This window comes from Burkholderia pyrrocinia, from assembly GCF_022809715.1.
Classification (GTDB): Bacteria; Pseudomonadota; Gammaproteobacteria; order Burkholderiales; family Burkholderiaceae; genus Burkholderia; species Burkholderia pyrrocinia_C.
Map to the genome: position 1 here is coordinate 842,046 of NZ_CP094459.1, position 23,131 is coordinate 865,176.

24 protein-coding genes are annotated in these 23,131 nt (G+C 68.0%); 20 read left to right on the top strand and 4 right to left on the bottom strand.

Annotation, left to right across the window (positions count from 1 at the left end; translation table 11 throughout):
• Positions 1-36 precede the first annotated feature (36 nt).
• Positions 37-831 carry a helix-turn-helix transcriptional regulator gene (locus MRS60_RS03905; protein WP_034182865.1) on the bottom strand — a complete coding sequence of 265 codons (795 nt, stop codon included), beginning with the start codon at positions 829-831 and terminating at the stop codon, positions 37-39.
• Positions 828-1,802: an ornithine cyclodeaminase family protein gene (locus MRS60_RS03910; protein WP_217588198.1), complete on the bottom strand. Its 975-nt coding sequence runs from the start codon at positions 1,800-1,802 to the stop codon at positions 828-830. Before MRS60_RS03910 ends, MRS60_RS03905 begins: the two co-directional genes overlap by 4 nt.
• Before the next feature lie 382 nt (positions 1,803-2,184).
• Here MRS60_RS03910 and MRS60_RS03915 point away from each other — a divergent pair, with 382 nt between their 5' ends.
• From MRS60_RS03915 to groL, 11 genes are all read left to right on the top strand, one after another.
• Positions 2,185-2,964, top strand: coding sequence for an ABC transporter substrate-binding protein (locus tag MRS60_RS03915; RefSeq protein ID WP_243565238.1), 780 nt, complete (start codon positions 2,185-2,187; stop codon positions 2,962-2,964).
• Positions 2,965-3,031: 67 nt separating this feature from the next.
• On the top strand, positions 3,032-4,276 hold the full coding sequence (locus MRS60_RS03920) for an NAD(P)/FAD-dependent oxidoreductase (protein WP_243565239.1): 1,245 nt from the start codon (positions 3,032-3,034) through the stop codon (positions 4,274-4,276).
• A 527-nt stretch (positions 4,277-4,803) separates the two neighbouring features.
• Positions 4,804-6,783: a beta strand repeat-containing protein gene (locus tag MRS60_RS03925; protein WP_243565240.1), complete on the top strand. Its 1,980-nt coding sequence runs from the start codon at positions 4,804-4,806 to the stop codon at positions 6,781-6,783.
• 312 nt (positions 6,784-7,095) lie between these two features.
• The gene (locus tag MRS60_RS03930; protein ID WP_034182870.1) at positions 7,096-7,455 is read left to right on the top strand and encodes a COG4315 family predicted lipoprotein; all 360 of its coding nucleotides are present in this window, start codon (positions 7,096-7,098) and stop codon (positions 7,453-7,455) included.
• 25 nt (positions 7,456-7,480) lie between these two features.
• Positions 7,481-7,996 (top strand): sigma-70 family RNA polymerase sigma factor, encoded by a 516-nt coding sequence (locus MRS60_RS03935; RefSeq protein WP_243565241.1) that lies wholly within the window; start codon positions 7,481-7,483, stop codon positions 7,994-7,996.
• Positions 7,993-8,775, top strand: coding sequence for an anti-sigma factor family protein (locus MRS60_RS03940; protein ID WP_243565242.1), 783 nt, complete (start codon positions 7,993-7,995; stop codon positions 8,773-8,775). The genes MRS60_RS03935 and MRS60_RS03940 overlap by 4 nt, the downstream gene beginning before the upstream one ends.
• A gap of 28 nt (positions 8,776-8,803) precedes the next feature.
• Entirely contained in the window at positions 8,804-9,241 is a 438-nt protein-coding gene (locus MRS60_RS03945; protein WP_432207829.1) for a quinol oxidase, read from the top strand.
• The gene (locus tag MRS60_RS03950) at positions 9,238-9,870 is read left to right on the top strand and encodes a LolA family protein (RefSeq protein WP_034182872.1); all 633 of its coding nucleotides are present in this window, start codon (positions 9,238-9,240) and stop codon (positions 9,868-9,870) included. The genes MRS60_RS03945 and MRS60_RS03950 overlap by 4 nt, the downstream gene beginning before the upstream one ends.
• A 45-nt stretch (positions 9,871-9,915) precedes the next feature.
• A complete protein-coding gene (locus MRS60_RS03955; RefSeq protein ID WP_243565243.1) occupies positions 9,916-10,431 on the top strand; it encodes an SRPBCC family protein in 516 nt (171 codons plus the stop codon).
• Positions 10,432-10,995: 564 nt separating this feature from the next.
• The gene (locus MRS60_RS03960) at positions 10,996-11,289 is read left to right on the top strand and encodes a co-chaperone GroES (RefSeq protein ID WP_026044985.1); all 294 of its coding nucleotides are present in this window, start codon (positions 10,996-10,998) and stop codon (positions 11,287-11,289) included.
• A 46-nt stretch (positions 11,290-11,335) separates the two neighbouring features.
• A complete protein-coding gene (groL, locus tag MRS60_RS03965; RefSeq protein WP_031402778.1) occupies positions 11,336-12,976 on the top strand; it encodes a chaperonin GroEL in 1,641 nt (546 codons plus the stop codon).
• A 143-nt stretch (positions 12,977-13,119) separates the two neighbouring features.
• Here groL and MRS60_RS03970 read toward each other — a convergent pair whose 3' ends face one another.
• Positions 13,120-13,986: a hydroxymethylpyrimidine/phosphomethylpyrimidine kinase gene (locus MRS60_RS03970; protein ID WP_034182874.1), complete on the bottom strand. Its 867-nt coding sequence runs from the start codon at positions 13,984-13,986 to the stop codon at positions 13,120-13,122.
• A gap of 254 nt (positions 13,987-14,240) precedes the next feature.
• On the opposite strand from MRS60_RS03970, the gene MRS60_RS03975 reads away from it, so the two are divergent.
• From MRS60_RS03975 to MRS60_RS04010, 8 genes are all read left to right on the top strand, one after another.
• Positions 14,241-14,411 (top strand): rubredoxin, encoded by a 171-nt coding sequence (locus tag MRS60_RS03975; RefSeq protein WP_004186709.1) that lies wholly within the window; start codon positions 14,241-14,243, stop codon positions 14,409-14,411.
• 104 nt (positions 14,412-14,515) lie between these two features.
• On the top strand, positions 14,516-15,817 hold the full coding sequence (locus MRS60_RS03980; protein ID WP_243565244.1) for a hypothetical protein: 1,302 nt from the start codon (positions 14,516-14,518) through the stop codon (positions 15,815-15,817).
• A gap of 182 nt (positions 15,818-15,999) precedes the next feature.
• Positions 16,000-16,578 (top strand): YqgE/AlgH family protein, encoded by a 579-nt coding sequence (locus tag MRS60_RS03985; RefSeq protein WP_006491354.1) that lies wholly within the window; start codon positions 16,000-16,002, stop codon positions 16,576-16,578.
• Positions 16,575-17,024 (top strand): Holliday junction resolvase RuvX, encoded by a 450-nt coding sequence (ruvX, locus tag MRS60_RS03990; RefSeq protein WP_027788201.1) that lies wholly within the window; start codon positions 16,575-16,577, stop codon positions 17,022-17,024. Before MRS60_RS03985 ends, ruvX begins: the two co-directional genes overlap by 4 nt.
• Positions 17,011-17,526: a bifunctional pyr operon transcriptional regulator/uracil phosphoribosyltransferase PyrR gene (gene pyrR / locus MRS60_RS03995; protein ID WP_034182876.1), complete on the top strand. Its 516-nt coding sequence runs from the start codon at positions 17,011-17,013 to the stop codon at positions 17,524-17,526. The genes ruvX and pyrR overlap by 14 nt, the downstream gene beginning before the upstream one ends.
• A 74-nt stretch (positions 17,527-17,600) precedes the next feature.
• Complete coding sequence (locus MRS60_RS04000; RefSeq protein ID WP_034182877.1) at positions 17,601-18,632, top strand: aspartate carbamoyltransferase catalytic subunit; 1,032 nt, start codon at positions 17,601-17,603, stop codon at positions 18,630-18,632.
• Positions 18,633-18,684: 52 nt separating this feature from the next.
• Positions 18,685-19,974 carry a dihydroorotase gene (locus MRS60_RS04005; protein ID WP_034182878.1) on the top strand — a complete coding sequence of 430 codons (1,290 nt, stop codon included), beginning with the start codon at positions 18,685-18,687 and terminating at the stop codon, positions 19,972-19,974.
• Between the two features lie 19 nt (positions 19,975-19,993).
• Positions 19,994-20,854: a lysophospholipid acyltransferase family protein gene (locus MRS60_RS04010; RefSeq protein WP_217588187.1), complete on the top strand. Its 861-nt coding sequence runs from the start codon at positions 19,994-19,996 to the stop codon at positions 20,852-20,854.
• A gap of 32 nt (positions 20,855-20,886) precedes the next feature.
• On the opposite strand, the gene MRS60_RS04015 is transcribed toward MRS60_RS04010, so the two are convergent.
• The gene (locus MRS60_RS04015; protein ID WP_243565245.1) at positions 20,887-21,726 is read right to left on the bottom strand and encodes a symmetrical bis(5'-nucleosyl)-tetraphosphatase; all 840 of its coding nucleotides are present in this window, start codon (positions 21,724-21,726) and stop codon (positions 20,887-20,889) included.
• A gap of 337 nt (positions 21,727-22,063) precedes the next feature.
• On the opposite strand from MRS60_RS04015, the gene rfbB reads away from it, so the two are divergent.
• Positions 22,064-23,125, top strand: coding sequence for a dTDP-glucose 4,6-dehydratase (gene rfbB, locus MRS60_RS04020; RefSeq protein ID WP_217588181.1), 1,062 nt, complete (start codon positions 22,064-22,066; stop codon positions 23,123-23,125).
• Positions 23,126-23,131 lie beyond the last annotated feature (6 nt).

Sequence of the window (23,131 nt, forward strand, 5' to 3'; positions counted from 1 at the left end):
GCGGCGAACCGGTCCGCGGGGCATGCCGCTTGCCGCTTACGCGTCGCCCTGCGTTTCCTTCAGGTGCTTGAGGTGCTTGTAGACCGTCGCGCGCCCCATCCCGAGCACGTTCGCGACATAGTTCGCCGCGCTCTTGCCGCGGAACGCGCCTTCCGCGTAAAGCGCCTCGACGAGCTCGCGCCGGTGCTCGCGCGTGAGCCCGTTCAGCCCGACCTGCCGCTCGCGCAGCCAACCGTGCAGGAACGTGTTGATGCGCTCCTGCCAGTCGTCGCGGAACAGTTCGTCCGGCTGCGCGACGACGCCCGCGCCCTTGATGAACAGGTCGAGCGTCGCGCGCACCTCGTCGAACACCGCGATGTTGAAGTTGATGCACATCATCCCGGCCGGCCGGCCTTCGTCGTCGAACAGCACGTTGCTGACGCAGCGCATCCGCCGGCCGTCCCAGTTCAGCTTCTCGTACGGGCCGATTACGCGCTCGCGCGCCGAATGATCGATTTCCTCGAGCGCGGAATCGTCGCCGACCTCGCGCTTGGACAGGTTGTTCGCGAGATACAGCACGGTCTGGTCGTGCAGGTCGTGGATCACGACTTCCGCGTACGGGAAGAACAACGCGGCGATACCGTCGGCGATCGGCGCATAGCGGGTGAGCAGCAGGTCTTTGACGGGGGATTTCTTCTTGCGCATCGGTGTCGCCATCTCGGGTGGACGGGGGCCGGGCGGCACATCGGGCCGGCGTGCCGGCGCGCCGGTGGCCGGCATGCCCGTGCGCCCGCGCGCGGCCGCCGCGGCGGTTGCGCCATTGTATCGGCCCCGCGCCCGCGTGATGCTCATGCGCGTGTCAGGTGCGTGTACAGCGCATGCGCGATCGCGATGTCCTCGAGCCCGAGGCCGATCGAGCGGAAGAACGCGTGACGCGTGCGCGACGGCGCTGCGCAGGTGCCGGCGACTAGCGCCGGCAGGTCGCCGACGATCCGTCCGGCGTCCCAGCCGTGATCGGCCGCCGCGATCTGCATCTCGCCTGCGCTCGCGGGCGTCGTGTGCCGGTAGTCGCAGTACACGTCCATGTCGGGCAGCCACGCGGGCGGGATCTCGTGCGCACGTGCGACGTTCGTGCTGATCGACGTGACGAGCGCGGGGCGCGTGAGCATCCCGTCGCCGAGCACGGGCGTGCCCGACGACGTACACAGCATCACGACGTCCGCATCGCGCACGCAGGCTTCGACGCTCGCAGCCGCGCGTGCGCGCGGGTCGAGCTCGACGAGCGTCGCCTGCAGCGCCGGGGCGCCGGCGAGCGCGGGCGAGTACACGCGGATCGTCTCCCAGTCGCGCAATGCCGCCGTGTGCCGCAGGTGCGCGAGACCGACCGCGCCCGCGCCGACGATTGCCAGATTGCGCGCGTCGCGCGGCGCGAGGCAGTCGACCGCGAGCGCCGTCGTGCCGGCCGTGCGTTCGACGGTCAGGCGCCCCGCGTCGCACCACATCAGCGGCTGGCCGGTGCGCATCGACATCAGCGCGGTCCAGGCGGTGACGATTGGTCTCCCGTCGGGCTTGCCTCCCGTCACGACGTAAGGCGACAGCTTCGCGCCGAACACCTGCTCGTCGGCGAGCGCGCCGAGATACGTGATGAAGTCGCCGGCCTGGTCGGGAAACAGCGTGAGGGTCTGCGGCGGCTGCACCGCGCGCGCGGAGGCGAGCGACGCGAACATGCGGCGCAGCGTGCCGAGCACGTCGAGCGACGGCAGGGCCGCGCGCACCGCGGCTTCGTCGACGGTCAGCGGCAGGGGCGGGACGGTTTGCGTCATGGGGACATCTCCGGTTGGGGCCGGACAGGGATGTCTCGAAAGACGGTGTCCGGCGGTGTTCGTGATGGACGAAAAGTCTAATATAGACAAACGAAATCTGGAGAATTTTTCTTTTCGAGACTTTGTGTCGTTGCTGTCTTCATGGAAAACATCGGGAAATCAACGGTGTTTTTGACGATCGACGAGATTTCGACGCAGCGAGACAGCGCGCGATCCTCGTATCCCCTATAGTCTAATATAGACTTTTAGTCTATATTTCGCATGCAGGACACGACGTGTCGCCGTGCGGCGGCCGCCTGTGTCGACTGTCGATCAGGCGCCCGGACGAGGGCGCCGCGCGACCGATCTTCATCGCCTCAATCCAGAACAGAAGGACCGTCTCATGAACTGGAAGCTTTCCCTCTGCGCCGCCGCGGCGCTTGCGTGCGCGGCCGTCACGGCCCACGCGGAACAGACCACGTTGCGCTTCGGGATCGAAGCCGCCTATCCGCCGTTCGAGAGCAAGACGCCGGTCGGCCAGCTGCAGGGTTTCGACGTCGACATCGGCAACGCGGTGTGCGCGAAGCTGAACATGAAATGCGTGTGGGTCGAGAATTCGTTCGACGGCCTGATCCCTGCGCTGCAGGCGCGCAAGTTCGATGCGATCAACTCGGCGATGAACATCACCGCGAAGCGCAAGCAGAGCATCGACTTCACGCCGGCGATCTACGTGGTGCCGATCGTGATGGTCGCCAGGCGCGGCTCGCCGCTGCGGCCCGACGTCGCGAGCCTGCGCGGCAAGCATGTCGGCGTGCTGCAGGGCTCGTCGCAGGAGGATTTCCTGAAGGCGCACTGGGCCGATGCGGGCGTGGCCGTCGTGTCGTATCAGGACCAGGACCAGATCTACGCCGATCTCGTCGCCGGGCGTCTCGACGCGGCCGTGCAGGAAGCGCAGACCGCGCAGGACGGTTTCCTCGACAAGCCGGCCGGCCGCGACTACCAGATCGTCGGCGAGCCGCTGAAGGATCCGGCGACGCTCGGCGAAGGCACCGGCTTCGGGTTGCGCAAGGGCGACAAGGCGCTGCAGGCGAAGATCGTCGGCGCGCTCGACGCGCTGAAGAAGGACGGCACGCTGGGCGCGCTGTCGCAGAAGTACTTCAAGCGCGACATCGTCGCGAAGTAAGCACGGCCGCGCGCCGGCCGCGGGGCCGGCGCGCGTCGCATCGAATCTCGACGCTGGGCGGGGAAGCATGGATTTCGACGTCATCGTTCTGGGGGCCGGCATCGTCGGCGTGTCGTCGGCGCTGCATCTGCAGGATCGCGGGCTCCGCGTCGCGCTCGTCGACCGGCGCGCGCCCGGCGAGGAAACGAGCCACGGCAATGCCGGGTTGATCGAGCGCTCGTCGGTCGTGCCGTATGCGTTTCCGCGCCGGCTCGGCACGCTGCTGCGCTATGCGCGCAATCGCTCGGTCGATCTCTATTGGGACTATCGTGCGCTGCCCGCGTATGCGGGCTGGCTCGCGCGCTTCTGGCGCGAATCGTCGCCGCAGCGGCTCGCGGCCGCCGCGCGCGACATGCTGCCGCTCGTCGCGGCGAGCGTCGTCGAGCACGATGCGCTGCTCGCGCGCACCGACGCGCAGCCGCTCGTGCACGACGGCGGGTGGATCGAGGCATTCCGTTCGCCCGCGCTGTTCGACGCGGAAACGCGCGCGCAGCAGCGCGTGGCCGACGCGCACGGGCTGCGGATGACCGTGCTCGACAAGCGCGCGCTGCGCGAACGCGAGCCCGGCGTCGGCGCCGCATTCTGCGGCGCGTTCCATTGGCAGGACCCGAAGACCGTGTCGAGCCCGGGCGGGCTGACCAAGGCCTACGCGCGGCTGTTCGAACGCGACGGCGGCACGTTCGTGCTCGGCGACGCGAAGACGCTCGCGCAGGTGGATGGCGGCTGGCGGGTCGCCACCGAGCGTGGGGCGATTTCGGCGCGCTCGGCCGTGGTCGCGCTCGGGCCGTGGTCCGATCACGTGTTCGCGCCGCTCGGCTACCGGATTCCACTGCGCGCGAAGCGCGGCTACCACATGCACTACCTGCCGACGCGCACGCTGCTGAACGTGCCGGTGTGCGATACCGAGGAAGGCTTCGTCGTCGCGCCGATGGAAGGCGGCCGCCTGCGGCTCACGACCGGCGTCGAGATCGCGCTGCGCGGTGCGCCACCGACCGGCGTGCAGCTCGCGCGCGCCGAGCCGCTGGCGCGCGACGCGTTCGGCATCGGCGAACGGCTCGATCGCGAGCCGTGGCTCGGGATGCGGCCGTGCACGCCCGACATGCGCCCGGTGATCGGGCCCGCGCCGCGCCATCGCCATCTGTGGTTCGCGTTCGGCCATTGCCACCACGGGCTCACGCTCGGCCCCGCGACCGGGCGCCTGCTCGCCGAAATGATGACGGGCGCGCCGACCTATATCGATCCCCGTCCGTACCGGCCTGCGCGCTTCGGTTGAACCGGCGATGCGGCGATGCGGCGCAGGTCCGCGCCGCCGCCGCGCGCGATGCATCGCATTCTCCGGCCGCGATGCGGCCGCAACAATTTTTCATTTGGCTATCCGAATTATCAAAATCCGGGTAATCGGAAATGATCTGCGTAATCGCCGGGAAAGAAATCGCGAAATAAAGAAAATCAGTAAATTAGCGATTTATCAATGCATTTTCATTTCGCTGAAATGCACATTGGGTAGTCGGTCATGACGCTGCATGGCAGCGTCGCAGCCGCACGTTCCGGCGTTACGTGAATGTACCGGAACACGTTACTACGGGGCTCGCAAACGTTACGTTACATCCGCGTTCCGCCTGCCTTTTTCATCAGACGATTCTGGCTCCGCAGCCCGTTTATTTCGCCTGAAATCCATAAAAAAGCGCTATTGCCTGGAAATAGGCTGGTGATTCAATCCGCTTTTTGAATTGGCACGCTTCGTGCAATCCGTCCCCATGCTTTATCAACGTAGTGCCAACCGAGATGGGGTAAATAAGAATGGGACAGAATTTCAAATTGACGGGTGTGGCGCTGTCGGTTGCGACGGTGTTCGGGGTACTGGCTTCGGGTTCCGCGCTGGCGGGGGCCCTCGATTCGCTGCCGATCCCGCAAGTGATCGTCAATCCGCCGACGAACAGCGTGTCGGTCGGGCTGGTCGCGACGGGCACGTCGCCGCTGGGCTCGGTCACCGTGACGACAGGCGGCTCGGGCGCGATCCAGACGTCGCTCGGCAATCCAGGCCAGGTGCTGTCGGGCGCCGTGGGGGCGGCGACGGGCGCACTCGGCGGTGGCGGCGGCACGGTGCAGCCGCTGGCGCCGGTTCAAGGCGTCGTGAATCAGGTGACGGGTGCGCTGAGTGGCGGCAACCCGGCTGGCGCGCTAACCGGCGCATTGAATACGGCGACGGGGACGCTGAGCAATGCGGTTGGCACGGTTACGGGTGCACTGGGTAACGTCGGCGGCGGTGCGAATCCGCTGGCGCCGGTTCAGGGTGTCGTGAATCAAGTGACGGGTGCGGTCGGTGGCGGCAATCCGGCCGGCGCATTGACCGACGCACTCGGTACGGTAACGGGCGCACTGGGCAACGTCGGTGGCGGCTCGAATCCGTTGGCGCCGGTCCAAGGTGTCGTGAACCAGGTCACGGGCGCGCTCGGCAAAGGCAACCCGGCAAGCGCATTGACCGGCGCCCTCGGCACGGTAACGGGCGCCCTGGGCAACATCGGCGGCGGCTCGAACCCGCTGGCACCGATCCAGAACGTCGTCGACCAGGTGACGGGCACGCTCGGCAGCGGCAACCCGGCCGGTTCGCTGAGCAACGCGGTCAACACGATCACGAGCACGCTCGGCAACGTCGGTGGTGCGGGGAGTCCGCTCGCGCCGGTGCAAGGCGTCGTCACGCAGCTCGCCGGCACGCTCGGCAACGACAATCCGGCCGGTGCACTGACGAACGCGCTGAACTCGGTGACGGGTGCCCTCGGCAACCTCGGCGGGTCGAACCCGCTCGCGCCGGTGCAGGGCGTCGTGAACCAGGTCGTCGGCACGCTGTCCGGCGCGGGAGGCGGCAGCCCGATCACGCCGATCACGAACCTCGTCAACGGCCTGCAGAACGCGCTGCCGACCGGCGGCAACGCTGCCGGCGTACTGAACGGTGCACTCGGCTCGGTGACGGGTGCGCTCGGCAACCTCGGCGGGTCGAATCCACTGGCGCCGGTGCAAGGCGTCGTGAACCAGGTCGTCGGCACGCTCGGCGGCAACAATCCGGCTGCGACGCTGAGCAACGCGGTCGGCACGGCCACGGGTGCACTCGGCAATGCAGTCGGCTCCGTCGCGGGCGCGCTCGGCGCGCTGGGCGGCACGAACCCGCTGGCGCCGGTGCAGGGTGTCGTCAACCAGGTCGTCGGCACGCTCGGCAGCGGCAATCCGGCAGGTGCACTGACGGGCGCGCTGAACTCGGTGACGGGTGCCCTCGGCAACCTCGGCGGCACGAACCCGCTGGCGCCGGTGCAAGGCGTCGTCAACCAGGTCGTCGGCACGCTGACGGGCGCGGCGGGCAACAGCCCGATCGCACCGATCACGAACCTCGTGAATGGCCTGACTGGCGGCAGCAACCCGGCCGGCGCACTGACCGGTGCGCTCGGCTCGGTGACGGGCGCACTCGCGAACGGTCCCGCGGCGCTCGGCCAGGCGGCCGGCGCGCTGTCGGGTGCGGCCGGTTCGACGGCAGCGGCAGGCGGCAGCCTGCTCGGTTCGGGCTCGAACGCAGCCGGCGGCACGGCGGGCGTGGTCGGCTCACTGTTGACGACGGGTGCCAACTCGACGGTGACGGTCGTCAATGCGGTCGGCACGTCGGCGGGCACGGCGCTCGGTTCCGCGCCGGGCCTGTCGGTGACACCGCATTCGGGCAACGGCTCGCCGAACAACCCGCTCGCACCGGTGACGACGCTGCTGCAATCGCTGACCGGCGCACTGCCGAGATAACGAGCCGGAAACGCACGGCGGCGCCGTATCGGCCGCCATGCGAAACGGCCGTGCAACATGGGTCGCGCAACGCGGCATGACAGGGATGTCATGCCGCGTTGTCCTTTGGGTTTCCCGCTTTCTTTCGTCGTATGAATGGCCGATACCGGGCCGCCGCCGATCGTCGCAGGGCGGCATGGAATAACCGGCTGCTTTCGTCCGTTTACATACCGAGTCCCGGCACGACCGGCCGGCGGGATAATGGTCTCGACGAAGCCGATCGTCCCGTCCGGCGCCGCCGTGTCGCGATGCCATGTCAAAAGGAGAACGGGAATGAAACGGATGCTTTTCGCCGCCGCGCTGATGGCGGCGATCGTGCGGCCGGCGGCCGCGGAACCGCCACAGGTCGGCGACGGGAAACTGGTCGACGAAGATCACATGACGCTGTACGTGTTCGATCGCGACGCGCCCGGCAAGAGCGCGTGCGACAGCGCGTGCGCGGCCAACTGGCCGCCCGCGATCGCCGACTCGTACGACAAGGCGTCGGGCGCGTGGAGCCTCGTCACGCGCAGCGACGGCAAGAAGCAATGGGCGTACCACGGGCGCCCGCTGTATCGCTGGAAGATGGACCACAAGGCCGGCGACGCGGGCGGCGACGGGATCGGCGGCATGTGGCACGTTGCACGTCCGTAACGGCGCGGCGACGCGCGACGCATCGATGAGCTACGAATCGGACCTGCTGGTGTGGCTGCCCCATCTCACGCGCTATGCGCGTGCGCTGACGGGCGACCGGGCCTGGGCGGACGATCTCGTGCAGGACACGCTCGAGCGTGCGCTGAACCGGCCGCCGCGCGACGGCGGCAACCTGCGTGCGTGGCTGCTGACGCTGCTGCGGCATCGCTTCATCGACCAGTTGCGGGCGCGGCACGAGATCGCGGTCGACGATGCGACGGCGCCGTGGCAGACGATGGCCGCACCGACCGGCGAGATCGGCGGGCTGGTGCTGCGCGACGTGCAGCGCGCGCTGTACCGGCTGCCCGTCGAACAGCGCGAGGTGCTGCTGCTGGTCGCGCTCGAGGAGTTGAGCTATCGCGACGCCGCGCAGGTGCTCGGCGTGCCGGTGGGAACGGTGATGTCGCGGCTCGCGCGGGCGCGCGGGCAGATGCGTGCAATGCTGTCGGACGAGCCGTCGGCGCACGGCACGGCCGCGTTACGGGTAATCGGGAAGACATGATGGACGAACCGCACAAGCCTTCGAACGATCGGGACGACGATGCGTCGGCGCAACTGCTGTCCGCGTTGCTGGACGGCGAGCTGTCCGGGCACGAGCAGCGCGAGATGCTCGAGCGCCTGCAGTCCGATCCGAAGGAGGCCGAACGATTCGCGCATTACCGTGCCCAGCGCGACGCGCTGCAGGCGCTGTTTCCGTTGCCGGGCGCCGCGCCCGCGTTGTTCGTGCAGCGCCGCGCGCCGCGCCGGCGCGCTATCGCGTATGCGTTCGCGGGGCTGGCGGCCGGGCTGCTGATCGGCGTCGCGCTGCATGCGGGCTGGGCCGCGTTCGGCAGCGAACCGGCGTTCGCCGCGCGCGCCGATGTCGCGTATGCGGTGTACGCAGCCGATCGCGAGCATCCGGTCGAGGTCGGCGCGGGCGATCCCGAGCACCTTGCCGCGTGGCTGTCGGCGCGTGTCGGGCGGCCCGTGCGCGCGCCGTCGCTCGACGAATACGGCTACGCGCTGCTGGGCGGCCGCTTGCTGCCCGGCGACGCGGGGCCGGCCGCGCAGTTCATGTACCAGCGGGCGGACGGCAAGCGCGTGACGCTGTACATGACCGCGTACGACGCGCGGCACCTCGCGCCGCGGGCGATGTCGGCCGACGGCCGCTACACGTATTTCTGGTCGGATCGCGGCATGGGCTATGCGCTGTCCGGCCGCGGCGACGAACGGCGCCTGCGCGAGCTCGCGATCGAAGCGTGCGGCGCGCTAGGCGGCTCGACCGACGCGTGGAAAGGATGACGTGCGCGGCGCCGGCAGGGAGCAGGCGATGAAGATGAAGAAGACGATGACGAAGGCACTCGTGCTGATGCCCATGCTCGCGGCACTCGCCGCGGGCGCCACGCTCGCGCGTGCCGACGGCGATGCGCCGGTGCGCGTGCCGGTGGACGCAGACGGCGTGCAGCGGGTGACGATCGTAGGCGGCAGCTATTTCTTCCGCCCGAGCCACGTGATCGTGCGCGCGCACGTGCCGGTCGAGCTGACCGTGTCGGCCGAGCCCGGCGTGGCGCCGCACAGTTTCGAAATCGATGCGCCGCAGGCCGGCATCGCGGTCCACACCGAACTGGCCACGACGCCGAAGAAACTGCGCTTCACACCGGCGCAGCCGGGCCGGTTCGCCTACTATTGCACGCATCGGCTGCTGTTTTTCAGGAGCCATCGCGAGCGCGGGATGGAAGGCGTGCTCGACGTCGAGGCGCCGCCGTGATCGCCGCGTTGCTGGCCGCGAGCCTGATAGGAGCGAGCATGACAGCCGATCCCGTGACCGTTGCGCAGGCACATTTCGACCACGTCCGCTCGTACCGCGCGACGATCCGCTCGTCGGCGCGGAGCGGCGAACACGCCGAAATCCGCTACGCGTACCTGAAACCGGGCTTCGTCCGGATGGATTTCGTGTCGCCTCATCACGGCGCGGTGCTCGCATACGATCCCGGCGACGGCAAGGTGCGGCTGCGCCCGTTCGGCGCACACGCGCCGCCCGCGTTGACGCTGTCGCCGTCCAATCCGCTCGTGCGCGACCGCAGCGGCCACCGGGTCGACCGGTCGGACGTCGGCGAACTGCTGCGCAACGTTCATGCGCTGCAGCAGGGCGGCGCGACGGTGACAGAAGGCGAGGAAGCCGTCGGCGGCCGGACCGCGCTGCGCGTGTCGGTCACGGGCGCGCCCGCGCATGCGGTCGGCGGCGTGCATCGCTACCGGCTGTGGCTGGACGCCGAGGACGGCTTTCCGCTGAAGGTCGTCAGCTTCGCGAACGATGACGACGTGCCGCTCGAAACCGTGACGCTCGACGATATCGAGATCGACGTCGCGTTTCCCGAGCGCTTCTTCGCGCCCTGATCGGTGCGCTGATTCATTGCCCCTGACGCGCATGCCGGAGGCTGCATGGCGGAATACCGGTTCTCGACGACCTGGCGCGTGGACGCCCCGCTCGCGGCGGTCTGGGACGCGATCTACCAGGTCGACCGCTGGCCCGACTGGTGGAAGGGCGCCGTGCGCACCGTCGAGATCGAGCCGGGCGACGCGCGCGGCGTCGGTGCGCTGCACCGGTATACGTGGAAGGGCGCGCTGCCGTACCGGCTGACCTTCGACATGCGCGTACGGCGCGTCGAGCCCGGGCATGCGCTGGAAGGCCGCGCGAGCGGCGCGATCGAAGGCGACGGATGCTGGTCGTTTGCCGACGACGGCGCATGCACCGTCGTGCGCTACGACTGGCACATCCGCACGCAACTGAAGTGGATGAACTGGCTGGAGCCGATCGCGCGCCCGTTATTCAGATGGAATCACGACGTCGTGATGCGCGAAGGCGCGAAAGGGCTTGCGCGGTTGCTGGGCGCGGCGGTCGAGACGGAGGGCCGGACCTTCCGGCCGCTGTCGGGCGCGGGCTGCGCCGATACGTGACGACGTGTGACGGTGCGTGACGGCGATCCGCGCCGCTCAGCACGCGTACGCCATCACCGCATTTTCGACAACGAGCGCAACGTGTTCGCCGACTGCCGGACACCGGTGTCCCGGCCCGCGTACGCGCACGAACACGTCGGATCGGCATCGATGCATCGGCGGGGAGGGCGCGCAAGGGGCGTCCGGCGTACGCGAAGGCGGCGCTGCAGCATGCCGGATCGGCGCCGGCGCAGTTTTTTTGATGCGATGTCGCCGGCCTCAGGAACTCCGTGCTTACCCGGTGTCCAAACGGGGCTGGATGGGATTCGCGGGCCCCTCGGGCCCGCCGGTCGGGCCGGAAACGTTCGTCATGGTTTTGTTTCTAAAGAGTTTTTTGTTGTTTTCGAGCGTTTTTCCCGCTGCCGCGCCGTTCGAAAAATTCGTCCGGTTTCCCTTCTTGAATTTGTCAAAACCCGTCCATATAATTAGCACTCGCTGCACGAGAGTGCTAACAATTCTCTGCCGGGCGTTCCGCCGGGCAGATTCCCCAAGCGTTCTTCAATCTCAGTCAAGAGAGGAGTGAATATGAACCTTCGTCCTTTGCACGATCGCGTGATCGTCAAGCGTCTGGATCAAGAAACCAAGACCGCCTCGGGCATCGTCATCCCCGAAGCCGCTGCTGAAAAGCCGGATCAAGGCGAGATCCTCGCGGTCGGCCCGGGCAAGCGTGACGACAAGGGCGCCCCGATCGCGCTCGACGTGAAGGTCGGCGATCGCGTCCTGTTCGGCAAGTACGCAGGCCAGACCGTGAAGGTCGACGGCCAGGAACTGCTGGTCATGCGCGAAGAAGACATCATGGCCGTGGTCAACGCTAACTAAGCGTCCTTCGACGGTACATATTCCCAAGAATTCAAGGAGTTAGAAGATGGCAGCTAAAGACGTCGTATTCGGCGATTCCGCCCGTTCGAAGATGGTCGAAGGCGTGAACATTCTCGCCAACGCAGTCAAGGTCACGCTGGGTCCGAAGGGCCGCAACGTGGTGCTCGAGCGCAGCTTCGGCGGCCCGACGGTCACCAAGGACGGTGTGTCGGTCGCGAAGGAAATCGAGCTGAAGGACAAGCTCCAGAACATGGGCGCGCAAATGGTCAAGGAAGTTGCTTCCAAGACCAGCGACAACGCAGGCGACGGCACGACGACGGCAACCGTCCTCGCGCAATCGATCGTCCGCGAAGGCATGAAGTACGTCGCATCGGGCATGAACCCGATGGACCTGAAGCGCGGCATCGACAAGGCAGTCGCAGCGGCTGTCGAAGAGCTGAAGAAGATCAGCAAGCCGTGCACGACGAACAAGGAAATCGCACAGGTCGGCTCGATCTCGGCGAACAGCGATTCGTCGATCGGCGATCGCATCGCTGAAGCGATGGACAAGGTCGGCAAGGAAGGCGTGATCACCGTCGAAGACGGCAAGTCGCTGGCCGACGAACTCGACGTCGTCGAAGGCATGCAGTTCGACCGCGGCTACCTGTCGCCGTACTTCATCAACAACCCGGACAAGCAAGTCGCCGTCCTCGACAACCCGTTCGTGCTGCTGCACGACAAGAAGGTGTCGAACATCCGTGATCTGCTGCCGGTGCTCGAGCAAGTCGCGAAGGCTGGCCGTCCGCTGCTGATCATCGCTGAAGACGTCGAAGGCGAAGCGCTCGCAACGCTGGTCGTCAACAACATCCGCGGCATCCTGAAGACCGTCGCGGTCAAGGCACCGGGCTTCGGCGATCGTCGCAAGGCGATGCTGGAAGACATCGCGATCCTGACCGGCGGTCAGGTCGTCGCGGAAGAAACCGGCCTGACGCTCGAGAAGGCAACGCTGGCAGAACTGGGCCAGGCGAAGCGCATCGAAGTGGGCAAGGAAAACACGACGATCATCGACGGCGCAGGCGAAGCCGTGAACATCGAAGCACGCGTGAAGCAAGTGCGCGCGCAGATCGAAGAAGCGACGTCGGACTACGACCGTGAAAAGCTGCAAGAGCGCGTGGCCAAGCTGGCCGGCGGCGTGGCAGTGATCAAGGTCGGTGCTGCGACCGAAGTCGAAATGAAGGAAAAGAAGGCACGTGTCGAAGACGCACTGCACGCAACGCGCGCAGCTGTGGAAGAAGGCATCGTGGCAGGCGGCGGCGTCGCGCTGATCCGCGCTCGCACCGCGATCGCGGGCCTGACCGGCCTGAACGCCGACCAGAACGCCGGCATCAAGATCGTGCTGCGCGCAATGGAAGAGCCGCTGCGCCAGATCGTCACGAACGGCGGCGAAGAAGCCAGCGTCGTGGTGGCGGCAGTTGCTGCAGGCAAGGGCAACTACGGCTACAACGCAGCGACGGGCGAGTACGTCGACATGGTCGAAGCCGGCGTCGTCGACCCGACCAAGGTCACGCGCACCGCACTGCAGAACGCAGCTTCGGTTGCAGGCCTGCTGCTGACGACGGACGCAGCCGTTGCAGAACTGCCGAAGGAAGATGCACCGATGCCGGGCGGCATGCCGGGCGGCATGGGCGGCATGGGCATGGACATGTAATCGACTTCGGTCGATGGTGTCCGGAACGCGCAGCGATGCGCGTTCCAGCCAAAAGAAAAGACCCGCAGCGATGCGGGTCTTTTTTTATTTGCGCGCCGGATTCGCGTGCGCGCGCCGGCCGGCGTTCACGCCCGCCGCGCGTTTCAATGCCGGTGCGACGTCCTCGGCACCGGCTCGACCTTCGTGGCCGGCGGCGTGTCCGCATCGTCGTTGCTGCGCGCCCAGAAGAACCGGTCGGGCAGGTATGCGCCCATGCCGGGCCGGAACGCGTCGCGCACGGCCTGGTACAGGTACTCCTGCGCCTCGCGGACCGCCTCGGGCGGCTCCTGGCCGTTCGCGAGCAGCGCCGCGATGGCCGCGCCGAGCGTATCGGTGATGCCCATCAGCCGGTGCGGCGAGCGATCCCACATGTCCTCGCGGAGCTGGCCTTCCTCGCCGTACAGCGTGTTGACGAGCCGGTGCGAGCCCGTCTCGGACGACAGGATGTACTCGCAGCCCTGCGACAGCAGGTGCGACACGGCCGCATCGAGATTCGGCGCCTCGGCGTCGCCGTCCGGCTGCGCGAGCGCGATCAGCGTCGCGTAGTCGGCGACCAGCAGCGTCGTCTGAGGCGCCAGCAGGTCGGCGATCGATTCGCGCAGGTCGTCGGCCGCGAGCACGTGCTCGTCGTCGAGCGTGAAGTCCGGTGCGAGCACGAGCGGCACGCCGTCGTAGTCGGCGACGACCTCGGCGATCGCGCTGACGACTTCCGCGCGCGTCGCCGCGCCGATCTTGAACGCGGCGACCGGCATGTCCTCGAGCAGCATGCGCGCCTGGGCGGCGACGACGTCGGGATCGAGGCCGGTCACTTCGTCGCAGGCGGCCGAGTCGCGCACGGTGTAGCCCGTCAGGACGGACACGCCGTGGCAGCCCATGCTCGCCAGGGTCATCAGATCGGCTTGGAGGCCGGAGCCGCCGGTGGGATCGGACAGGCCGAAGGTGAGGACGATCGGAGGGGCGTTGCTGGACATGTAAAAATGGGGCAAGAGAAAAACGGGAAAGCGACGGAGATGCGGACGGCGAGGCGAAATGGGCTTTTTCGGCCCTGTGTTGCCCGGCAGGCCGCACTTTTCAGCCATTATGCGGCGGAATCCGGCCCGCACGACGGATTTTTTAGCGCAGCGCAACGTAGTCGCCGGACTCCAGCGCGATTGCTAGGCAGTCCGGCCCCGACACGGTACCATCATGGCTCCCGAATTTACCGACTTTCCCGACGCGGCTTAAGATGGAATACAAGAGCTGGATGTGCCTGATTTGTGGCTGGATTTACGACGAAGAAGCCGGGCTGCCGGAAGAGGGCATTGCCCCCGGCACGCGCTGGGAAGACGTCCCGATCAACTGGACGTGTCCCGAATGCGGCGCCCGCAAGGAAGACTTCGAGATGGTCCAGATCTGACCGGACCTTCAGCCCACGGACACCCCGCTCCGGCCTCGCATCGGCCCGGCGCTCGCGCGCCGGGGTTCGCGCGAGTGGCTTGACGATGACAGGCGCGCGTGTCCATGACGTCCGATCCGGCGAACTTTCCCCTCCCTGACGCACTGCCCAACCCGCGCGGCGGGGCCGTGCGCGCGGCCGACGCGTGGCTAGCGGCGGCCGCCGACGCATTCGAGCGGCACGACGACGCGGCCGCGCCGGTGTCCGCTGCCGCGGCCGTGCTGGCGGAAGCCGGCTGGCTGCCGGCCGCGCGTTTCGCCGGGCAATTGTCGGCCGCCGTGCCGCTCGTCGCCGTCGAGCCGACTTCGGCCGGCTGGCGTGCCGCGCTGCGCGATTTCCGCGCGGCCGTCGGGCGCCACAACCTGCGCGAGCTCGCCTGCTCGCCGGTTCTTTTCGAGCATTTCCGTGCATTGCGCGCACAAAGCGCCGCCGACCTGCGCGCGAACACGCCGCTCGACGCGCTTGCGCTCGTCGGCCGCGCGGTGCCGCCGGCCACGCTGCGCGCGCTGCCCGATGCGTTCGCGACCCGGATACGCGCCCGCTACGAGCAGGCGCTGCTCGGCGTACTGCGCGCGCAGCACGCCGCGCCCGACGCGGCGCTCGACGAACTCGATGCGATGCAGGCCACGCTGGCCGATGATGGCCCGTACGATTTCTGGCGGCTCGCGGCCGCGTGCCTGCGCGCGCTGCGCGCGAGCGGCGCGCCCGAACTGAAGCGCTTTCTCGCGCGGACGAACCTGCTGCTCGGCGAGCAGGCGCAGGGCCTGCGCAGCGCGCCGCCCGAACTCGTGCGCGAGACGGTTGCGCTGTTGTGGCGCGATTTCGCGCTGTTCGGCGCCGCGGCCGAGGACGTCGCGCTCGTCGACGTACTGCACGATTACGGGCTGACGGTCGACTGGCACGTCGCCGGCACGCCGGCGTCCGAAGCGCTGTGGGAGGCCGATGCCGCGCGGGCCGAGCACGACGCGGTCGCCGTCGCGCCGACCCGCGCGCTCGGCGTCGTGACCGTCAATGCACATGCGTATGAGGATTTCCTGCAGACCGCCGATGCGTCGATGGCCGACCTCGCGGCCGATCCGGCCGTGGCCGACACGCGTGCCGCGTGGCGCGCGTCCGGCGCCGCCTACCGGGTCGGTACGGCCGCGTGTGCGCTCGGGCTCGGCCACGCGGCACTGCTGGCCGATACGCTCGGCCTCGCGTGGCGCCGTGCCGCGCACGGCGTACCGCTCGCCGGCGGCGGCCTCGATGCGCACGGTCACGCGTCGGACATGTTGCGCGCGGCGCTGCTGAAGATCGCGGCCGGCGTCGCGCCGCCGGACCTGACCGCGGCGTCCGAAGCGCTCGGTACGGCGCTCGGCCGGACCTGACGAACAAGGGGACGGACACGCGGTGGCGACCCTTGCCGCACGGGCCCGCAACACGCTGCCGACAGTGCCCGCGCGCGTGTTAGAGTGCCGTGTGATCCGCGCGCGCCGTTGCCAGCGTGGCGCGGCGTTGCTTGTTGATCGCGGCCCGGTCAGGTCGCGGCGTCTTTGCTAAAATTCAAACCATGTCAAAGCCTTCCGATCGCATCAATCTCACCAACCAGTTCCTGATCGCCATGCCGAACATGGCGGATCCGACGTTTTCGGGAACGGTGGTCTACCTTTGCGATCACAGCGAGCGCGGTGCGCTCGGCCTCGTCATCAACCGTCCCACCGACATCGACCTCGAATCGCTGTTCAACCGCATCGACCTGAAGCTCGACATCGAGCCGCTGCTGCACATTCCCGTGTACTTCGGCGGCCCGGTCCAGACCGAGCGCGGCTTCGTGCTGCACGAGCCGGTCGAGGGCGCGAGCTACAACTCGTCGATGTCCGTCGACGGCGGGCTGGAGATGACGACGTCGAAGGACGTGCTCGAGGCGGTCGCGACGGGCACCGGCCCGAAGCGCTTCCTGCTGACGCTCGGCCATGCAGGCTGGGGCGCAGGGCAGCTCGAGGAAGAAATTTCCCGCAACGGCTGGCTGACGGTCGCCGCCGATCCGCGCATCGTGTTCGACACGCCGGCCGAGGAGCGCTTCGAAGCCGCGCTCGGCCTGCTCGGCGTCAGCTCGTCGATGCTGTCCGGCGAAGCAGGGCACGCATGAGTGGCGCGAGCGCGCGCGATGCGACGCTCCTGGCGTTCGACTACGGCGAAAAGCGAATCGGGGTCGCGATCGGCAATGCGCTGACGCGCTCGGCCCGCGCGCTCGTCGTGATCCAGAACCTGAACCGCGAACACCGCTTCAAGGCGGTCGGCGACCTGCTGGCCGAATGGCGGCCGGACGCGCTCGTCGTCGGCCTGCCGATGCATCCGGACGGCACGCCGCACGACATGACGCAGCAGGCCAAGCGCTTCGGCAACCAGCTGAACGGCCGCTTCGGGCTGCCCGTCACGTGGGTCGACGAGCGCTATTCGTCGGTCGAGGCCGAGGCCGGGCTGCGCGAGCGCAACGTGCGCGGCCGCGCACGCGCCGAGATGCTCGATGCCGAAGCCGCGCGCGTCATCCTTCAACAGTATCTCGATCAATTGTCCGACCATGAGCACCATTGACGCCGAGGCGCTTTACCGCGCTCTGCTCGACCAGATCCGCGCCGCTTACGGCGCGGCTTTCGCCGAACCGGGCGGCCCGCGGCTCGCCGGCATCTACAGCGGCGGCGCGTGGCTCGCCGAACGCCTCGCGCGCGATCTCGGTGCGCCGGCGTTCGGCGTCGTGAACGTCGCGCTGCATCGCGACGACTACGCGAAGAAGGGGCTGCACAGCCAGGCCAGCCCGACGTCGCTGCCGTTCGATGTCAACGGCGCGCGCATCGTGCTCGTCGACGACGTGCTGTACACCGGGCGCACCGTGCGCGCGGCGCTCAACGAGCTGTTCGACTACGGCCGTCCGGCCGCGGTCGAGCTCGCGGTGCTCGCCGACCGCGGCGGCCGCGAGCTGCCGGTCGCCGCGCGCTTCGCGGGCGGTGCGCTCGACGTGCCGGCCGGCGCGACGCTCGTGCTCGCGCGCGACGATGCCGCGCAGTTCACGCTGCGCGTCGAGGCGCACGGCGCCTGAACGACACGCGAAACCGTATCCCGGGCCGCTGGTTTGCACCGCGGCCCGTTTGCATAGTTGGAATCACGCACACCATGACCACCGACACCACTGGCCGCACCGGCAATCCCGCGGCGGCCGCGAGCCCCGACCGGTTCCGCTACGGTTTCCTGAAGGGCAACCCGCAGCTCACGAAAAACGGCGAGCTGAAGCACCTGCTGTCGATCGAGGGCCTGCCGCGCTCGATCGTCAACCACATCCTCGATACGGCCGAGCAGTTCGTCAGCGTGACGGACCGTGAAGTGAAGAAGGTGCCGCTGCTGCGCGGCAAGTCCGTCTTCAACCTGTTCTTCGAGAACTCGACGCGCACGCGCACGACCTTCGAGATCGCCGCGACGCGCCTGTCGGCCGACGTGCTGAACCTGAACATCAATGCATCGTCGACGAGCAAGGGCGAATCGCTGCTCGACACGATCAACAACCTGTCGGCGATGCATGCCGACCTGTTCGTCGTGCGCCACGCGTCGAGCGGCGCGCCGTACCTGATCGCCGAGCACTGCGCGCCGCACGTGCACGTGATCAATGCCGGCGACGGCCGCCATGCGCACCCGACGCAGGGCCTGCTCGACATGTACACGATCCGTCACTACAAGCGCGACTTCACGAAGCTGCGCGTGGCGATCGTCGGCGACATCCTGCATTCGCGCGTCGCGCGCTCCGACATCCACGCGCTCACCACGCTCGGCGTGCCGGAAGTGCGTGCGATCGGCCCGCGCACGCTGCTGCCGGGCGGCCTCGAGCAGATGGGCGTGAAGGTGTACCACAACCTCGACGAAGGGCTGAAGGGCGTCGACGTGATCATCATGCTGCGCCTGCAGAACGAGCGGATGAGCGGCGCGCTGCTGCCGTCCGCGCAGGAATACTTCAAGACCTGGGGCCTGACGCCCGAGCGCCTCGCGCTCGCCGCGCCCGACGCGATCGTGATGCACCCGGGCCCGATGAACCGCGGCGTCGAGATCGATTCGCAGGTCGCCGACGGTCCGCAGTCGGTGATCCTCAACCAGGTCACGTTCGGCATCGCCGTGCGGATGGCGGTGATGGGCATCGTCGCCGGCAACAACGACTGAGCCCGCTTTCGCGCATCCTTATTCACGCAATCAACGTATTTACAGACAGCGCATGAAGATTCATATCAAAGGCGGCACGCTGATCGACCCGGTCGCCGGCACCGAACGGCAGGCCGACGTATTCGTCGCGGCCGGCAAGATCGCAGCGATCGCCGAGGCGGGCGCGGCGGCGCCGGCCGATTTCAACGCCGCGAAGACCATCGACGCGTCGGGCCTGATCGTCGCACCCGGCCTCGTCGACCTGTGCGCGCGGCTGCGCGAGCCCGGCTACGAGCACAAGGCGACGCTCGCATCCGAGATGGCCGCAGCCGTCGCGGGCGGCGTCACGACCCTCGTGTGCCCGCCGGACACCGATCCCGTGCTCGACGAGCCGGGCCTCGTCGAGATGCTCAAGTTCCGCGCGAGCAACCTGCGCCAGGCGAACGTCCATCCGCTCGGCGCGCTGACCGTCGGCCTCAAGGGCGAAGTGATCACCGAGATGGTCGCGCTGACCGAGTCCGGCTGCGTCGGCTTCACGCATGCCAACGTGCCGGTGCGCGACACGCAGGTGCTGCTGCGCGCGTTGCAGTACGCGAGCACCTACGGCTACACCACGTGGCTGCGCCCGCTCGATGCGTTCATCGGCCGCGGCGGCGTTGCCGCGAGCGGCGCGCTCGCGTCGCGGCTCGGGCTGTCCGGCGTGCCGGTCGCGGCCGAGACGATCGCGCTGCACACGATCTTCGAACTGATGCGCGTGACCGGCGCGCGCGTGCACCTCGCGCGGCTGTCGTCGGCGGCCGGCCTCGCGCTCGTGCGTGAGGCGAAGGCCGAGGGGCTGCCCGTGACCTGCGATGTCGGCGTGAACCACCTGCACCTGATCGACGTCGACATCGGCTATTTCGATTCGCAGTTCCGGCTCGACCCGCCGCTGCGCAGCGAACGCGATCGCGAAGCGATCCGCGTGGCGCTTGCAGACGGCACGATCGACGCGATCTGCTCCGACCACACGCCCGTCGACGACGACGAGAAGCTGCTGCCGTTCGGCGAAGCGACGCCTGGTGCGACGGGGCTCGAACTGCTGCTGTCGCTGACGCTGAAGTGGGCGGACGAGACGCGCACGCCGCTTGCGCAGGCGCTGCGCCGCATCACGTCCGCGCCGGCCGACGTGCTGAAGCTGCCGGCGGGCCGCCTGGCCGAAGGCGGCACGGCCGACCTGTGCGTGTTCGACCCGCGTGCGCACTGGCGCGTCGAGCCGCGTGCGCTGAAGAGCCAGGGCCACAACTCGCCGTTCCTCGGCTACGAACTGCCCGCCTGCGTGCGTACGACGCTCGTCGCCGGACAGATCGCGTTCGAGCGCCACTGAACCACGCCGGACCCTCGCCATGATTGCTCTTCGCAAGCTGCGTCTCGTCTTTCACCTGTTGCGCGGCATGGCGATCGTCGCGCTGCGTTTTTCGCACGTCACGCCCGCGCGCCGTGCCGAGATGACGCGCCGCTGGTCGCTCAAGATGCTGCGGATCTGCGGGATGCGCGTCGTCGTCCACAACGACGGCGCGCGGCTCGACGCGAGCGCGCTCGTGGTCGGCAACCACGTGTCGTGGCTCGACATCTATGCGGTCAATGCGTGGCGGCCGACGCCGTTCGTGTCGAAGGCCGAGGTGCGGCAGTGGCCGGTCGTCGGCTGGCTCGCCGAGAAGCTCGACACCGTGTTCCTGCAGCGCGAGAAGCGCACCGAGGCGATGCGGATCATGCACGAGATGGCCGAGCGCCTGCGCAACGGCGGGCTGATGTGCGTGTTTCCGGAAGGGACGACGTCCGACGGGCAGGACCTGCTGCCGTTCCATGCGAACCTGTTCCAGGCCGCGGTATCGGCCGGCTGCGCGGTGCAGCCGATCTGCCTGATGTACGAGGACGCGCAGCGGCGGCAGTCGGTCGCGCCGGCCTACACGGGCGAGTTGTCGCTCGGCAAGTCGCTCGACATGGTGCTGCGCGGCGGCCCGCTCGTCGCGCATCTGTACGTGTGCGAACCGATCGCGCCGGGCGGCGACCGGCGGGCGACTTCCGCGGCGGCGCGCGACGCGATCGCGGCCGCGCTCGCGTCGATGCAGGAGAAGGTCGGCAAGCCGTCGGCCGAGTCGCTCGCGGAGCTGGCGAAGCATGCGTATCCGGCGACCGAGCTCGGCGCCGGCGGCGCGGCAGGCGATGGGGCGGCCGACGAGCCGGTGCCGGGGCGCGAGGGGTGAGGCGCTTTCTGGTCGGACGACTCAGCGCGTAATCATTCGCCGCCCGGCGCGCCGCACGCTTCGCACTGCACCTGCGTGACCGTGCGCTGCGCCGGATCGGCCGTCAGCCGCACGGCCGACAGCTGGTTCCCCCACACGCATCCCGAATCGAGCGCGACGACGTTCTCGCGCAGCATCAGGCCGAGCGCGGCCCAGTGTCCGAACACGACCGTCACGTCCTCCGTGCGGCGCCCCGGCACGTCGAACCACGGCAGGTAGCCGGGCGGCGCGCTGGCTGGGCCGCCGTTCGCCTTGAATTCCATCGTGCCGTCGGGTGTGCAGAAGCGCAGGCGCGTGAACGCGTTGAACGCGACGCGCATGCGGTCGCGTTTTTTCAGGTTCGGGCTCCACTGGTTCGGCTCGTTGCCGTACAGGCCTTGCAGTGTTTCGCGCCAGTCGGGCGCGCGCAGCGCGCGCTGGAGTTCGTCGGCGAGTTCGAGTGCCAGCGTGGCGTCCCATTGCGGCAGCACGCCCGCGTGTACGAGCAGCATCCCGTTCTCGGCATGCACGAACGGGCGGTGGCGGACCCAGTCGAGTAGTGCTTCGGCATCCGGCGCGTCGAGGATTTCGCCGATCGTGTCGCCCGGGCGTTCGGTGCGCAGGCCGGCGGAGACTGCCAGCAGGTGGAGATCGTGATTGCCGAGCACGGCCGTCACGCGCGGGCCGAGGTCGACCAGCGCGCGCAGCGCGGCGAGGGAGGCAGGCCCGCGGTTGACGACGTCGCCGGCGATCCAGAGCGGCGTGTCGGCGGCGGGCGAAAGCTGGTCGAGCAGCGACTGGAAAGCTGAATGACAGCCTTGGATGTCGCCGATGGCGATGGGGGGGCGGATCATGAGTGGCGAGTCCTGCGAGTTTCCCGGATGAAAGAAAAGTACTCGACGTTCGGCGGCATTTTGCGATTGCAATTCTCTGAAATGTAATTTATTTGACAGGAAATTTCATTTCCGGCAAGGGTGCGGAGCGCTGTATCAAGTTGTTAGCGGCATGGCTTTTGCACGGCGCGGCTCCCTATAATTGTCGTTTTCCCGAACAAAATTAGCATTTCATGACTTTGGCGGCCATGTCGACCGGTTAAAATTCCCGGTTTGGCGCAGCGACCATGGTTGCTTGCTACGAATCTGATGCGGCCGGTGTTCCACGAGCCTGCCGCGCATTACTAGAGGGAGCCTCATGATCCTGGTTACGGGCGGCGCAGGTTTTATCGGTGCCAACTTTGTACTTGACTGGCTGCGCGATTCCGACGAGGCCGTGCTGAACGTCGACAAGCTGACGTATGCAGGGAACCTCCGCACGCTCCAGTCGTTGGACGGGAGCCCGAAGCATGTGTTCGCACGTGTCGATATCTGCGACCGTGATGCTCTCGATGCACTGTTCGCCGAGCACAAGCCGCGTGCCGTGCTCCATTTCGCAGCTGAAAGCCACGTCGATCGTTCCATTCACGGCCCCGCGGATTTCGTGCAGACCAATGTCGTCGGCACGTTCACGCTGCTCGAGGCGGCCCGTCAATACTGGAGCGGCCTGAACGACGCGGACAAGGCGGCATTCCGCTTCCTGCACGTGTCGACCGACGAGGTGTTCGGTTCGCTGTCCGCCACCGACCCGCAATTCTCCGAGACGACGCCGTACGCACCGAACAGCCCGTATTCCGCGACGAAGGCCGGCTCGGACCATCTGGTGCGCGCTTACCATCATACGTATGGCCTGCCGACGTTGACAACGAACTGTTCGAACAACTACGGCCCGTACCAGTTTCCCGAGAAGCTGATTCCGCTGATGATCGCGAATGCGCTCGCCGGCAAGCCGCTGCCCGTGTACGGCGACGGCCAGAACGTGCGCGACTGGCTGTATGTCGGCGATCACTGCAGCGCAATTCGCGAAGTGCTCGCACGCGGCGTGCCCGGCGAGACGTACAACGTCGGCGGCTGGAACGAGAAGAAGAACCTCGAAGTCGTGCATACGCTGTGCGATCTGCTCGACAAGGCCCGCCCGAAGGCCGCGGGTTCGTACCGCGATCAGATCACCTATGTGACGGATCGCCCCGGCCACGATCGCCGTTATGCGATCGATGCGCGCAAGCTCGAGCGCGAGCTCGGCTGGAAGCCTGCGGAAACGTTCGAGACCGGGCTGGCGAAGACGGTCGACTGGTATCTCGACAATCAGGCCTGGGCCGACGAAGTCGCGTCGGGCGAGTACCGCAAGTGGGTCGAGACCAACTACGCGAAACGTACCTGAGGAGCG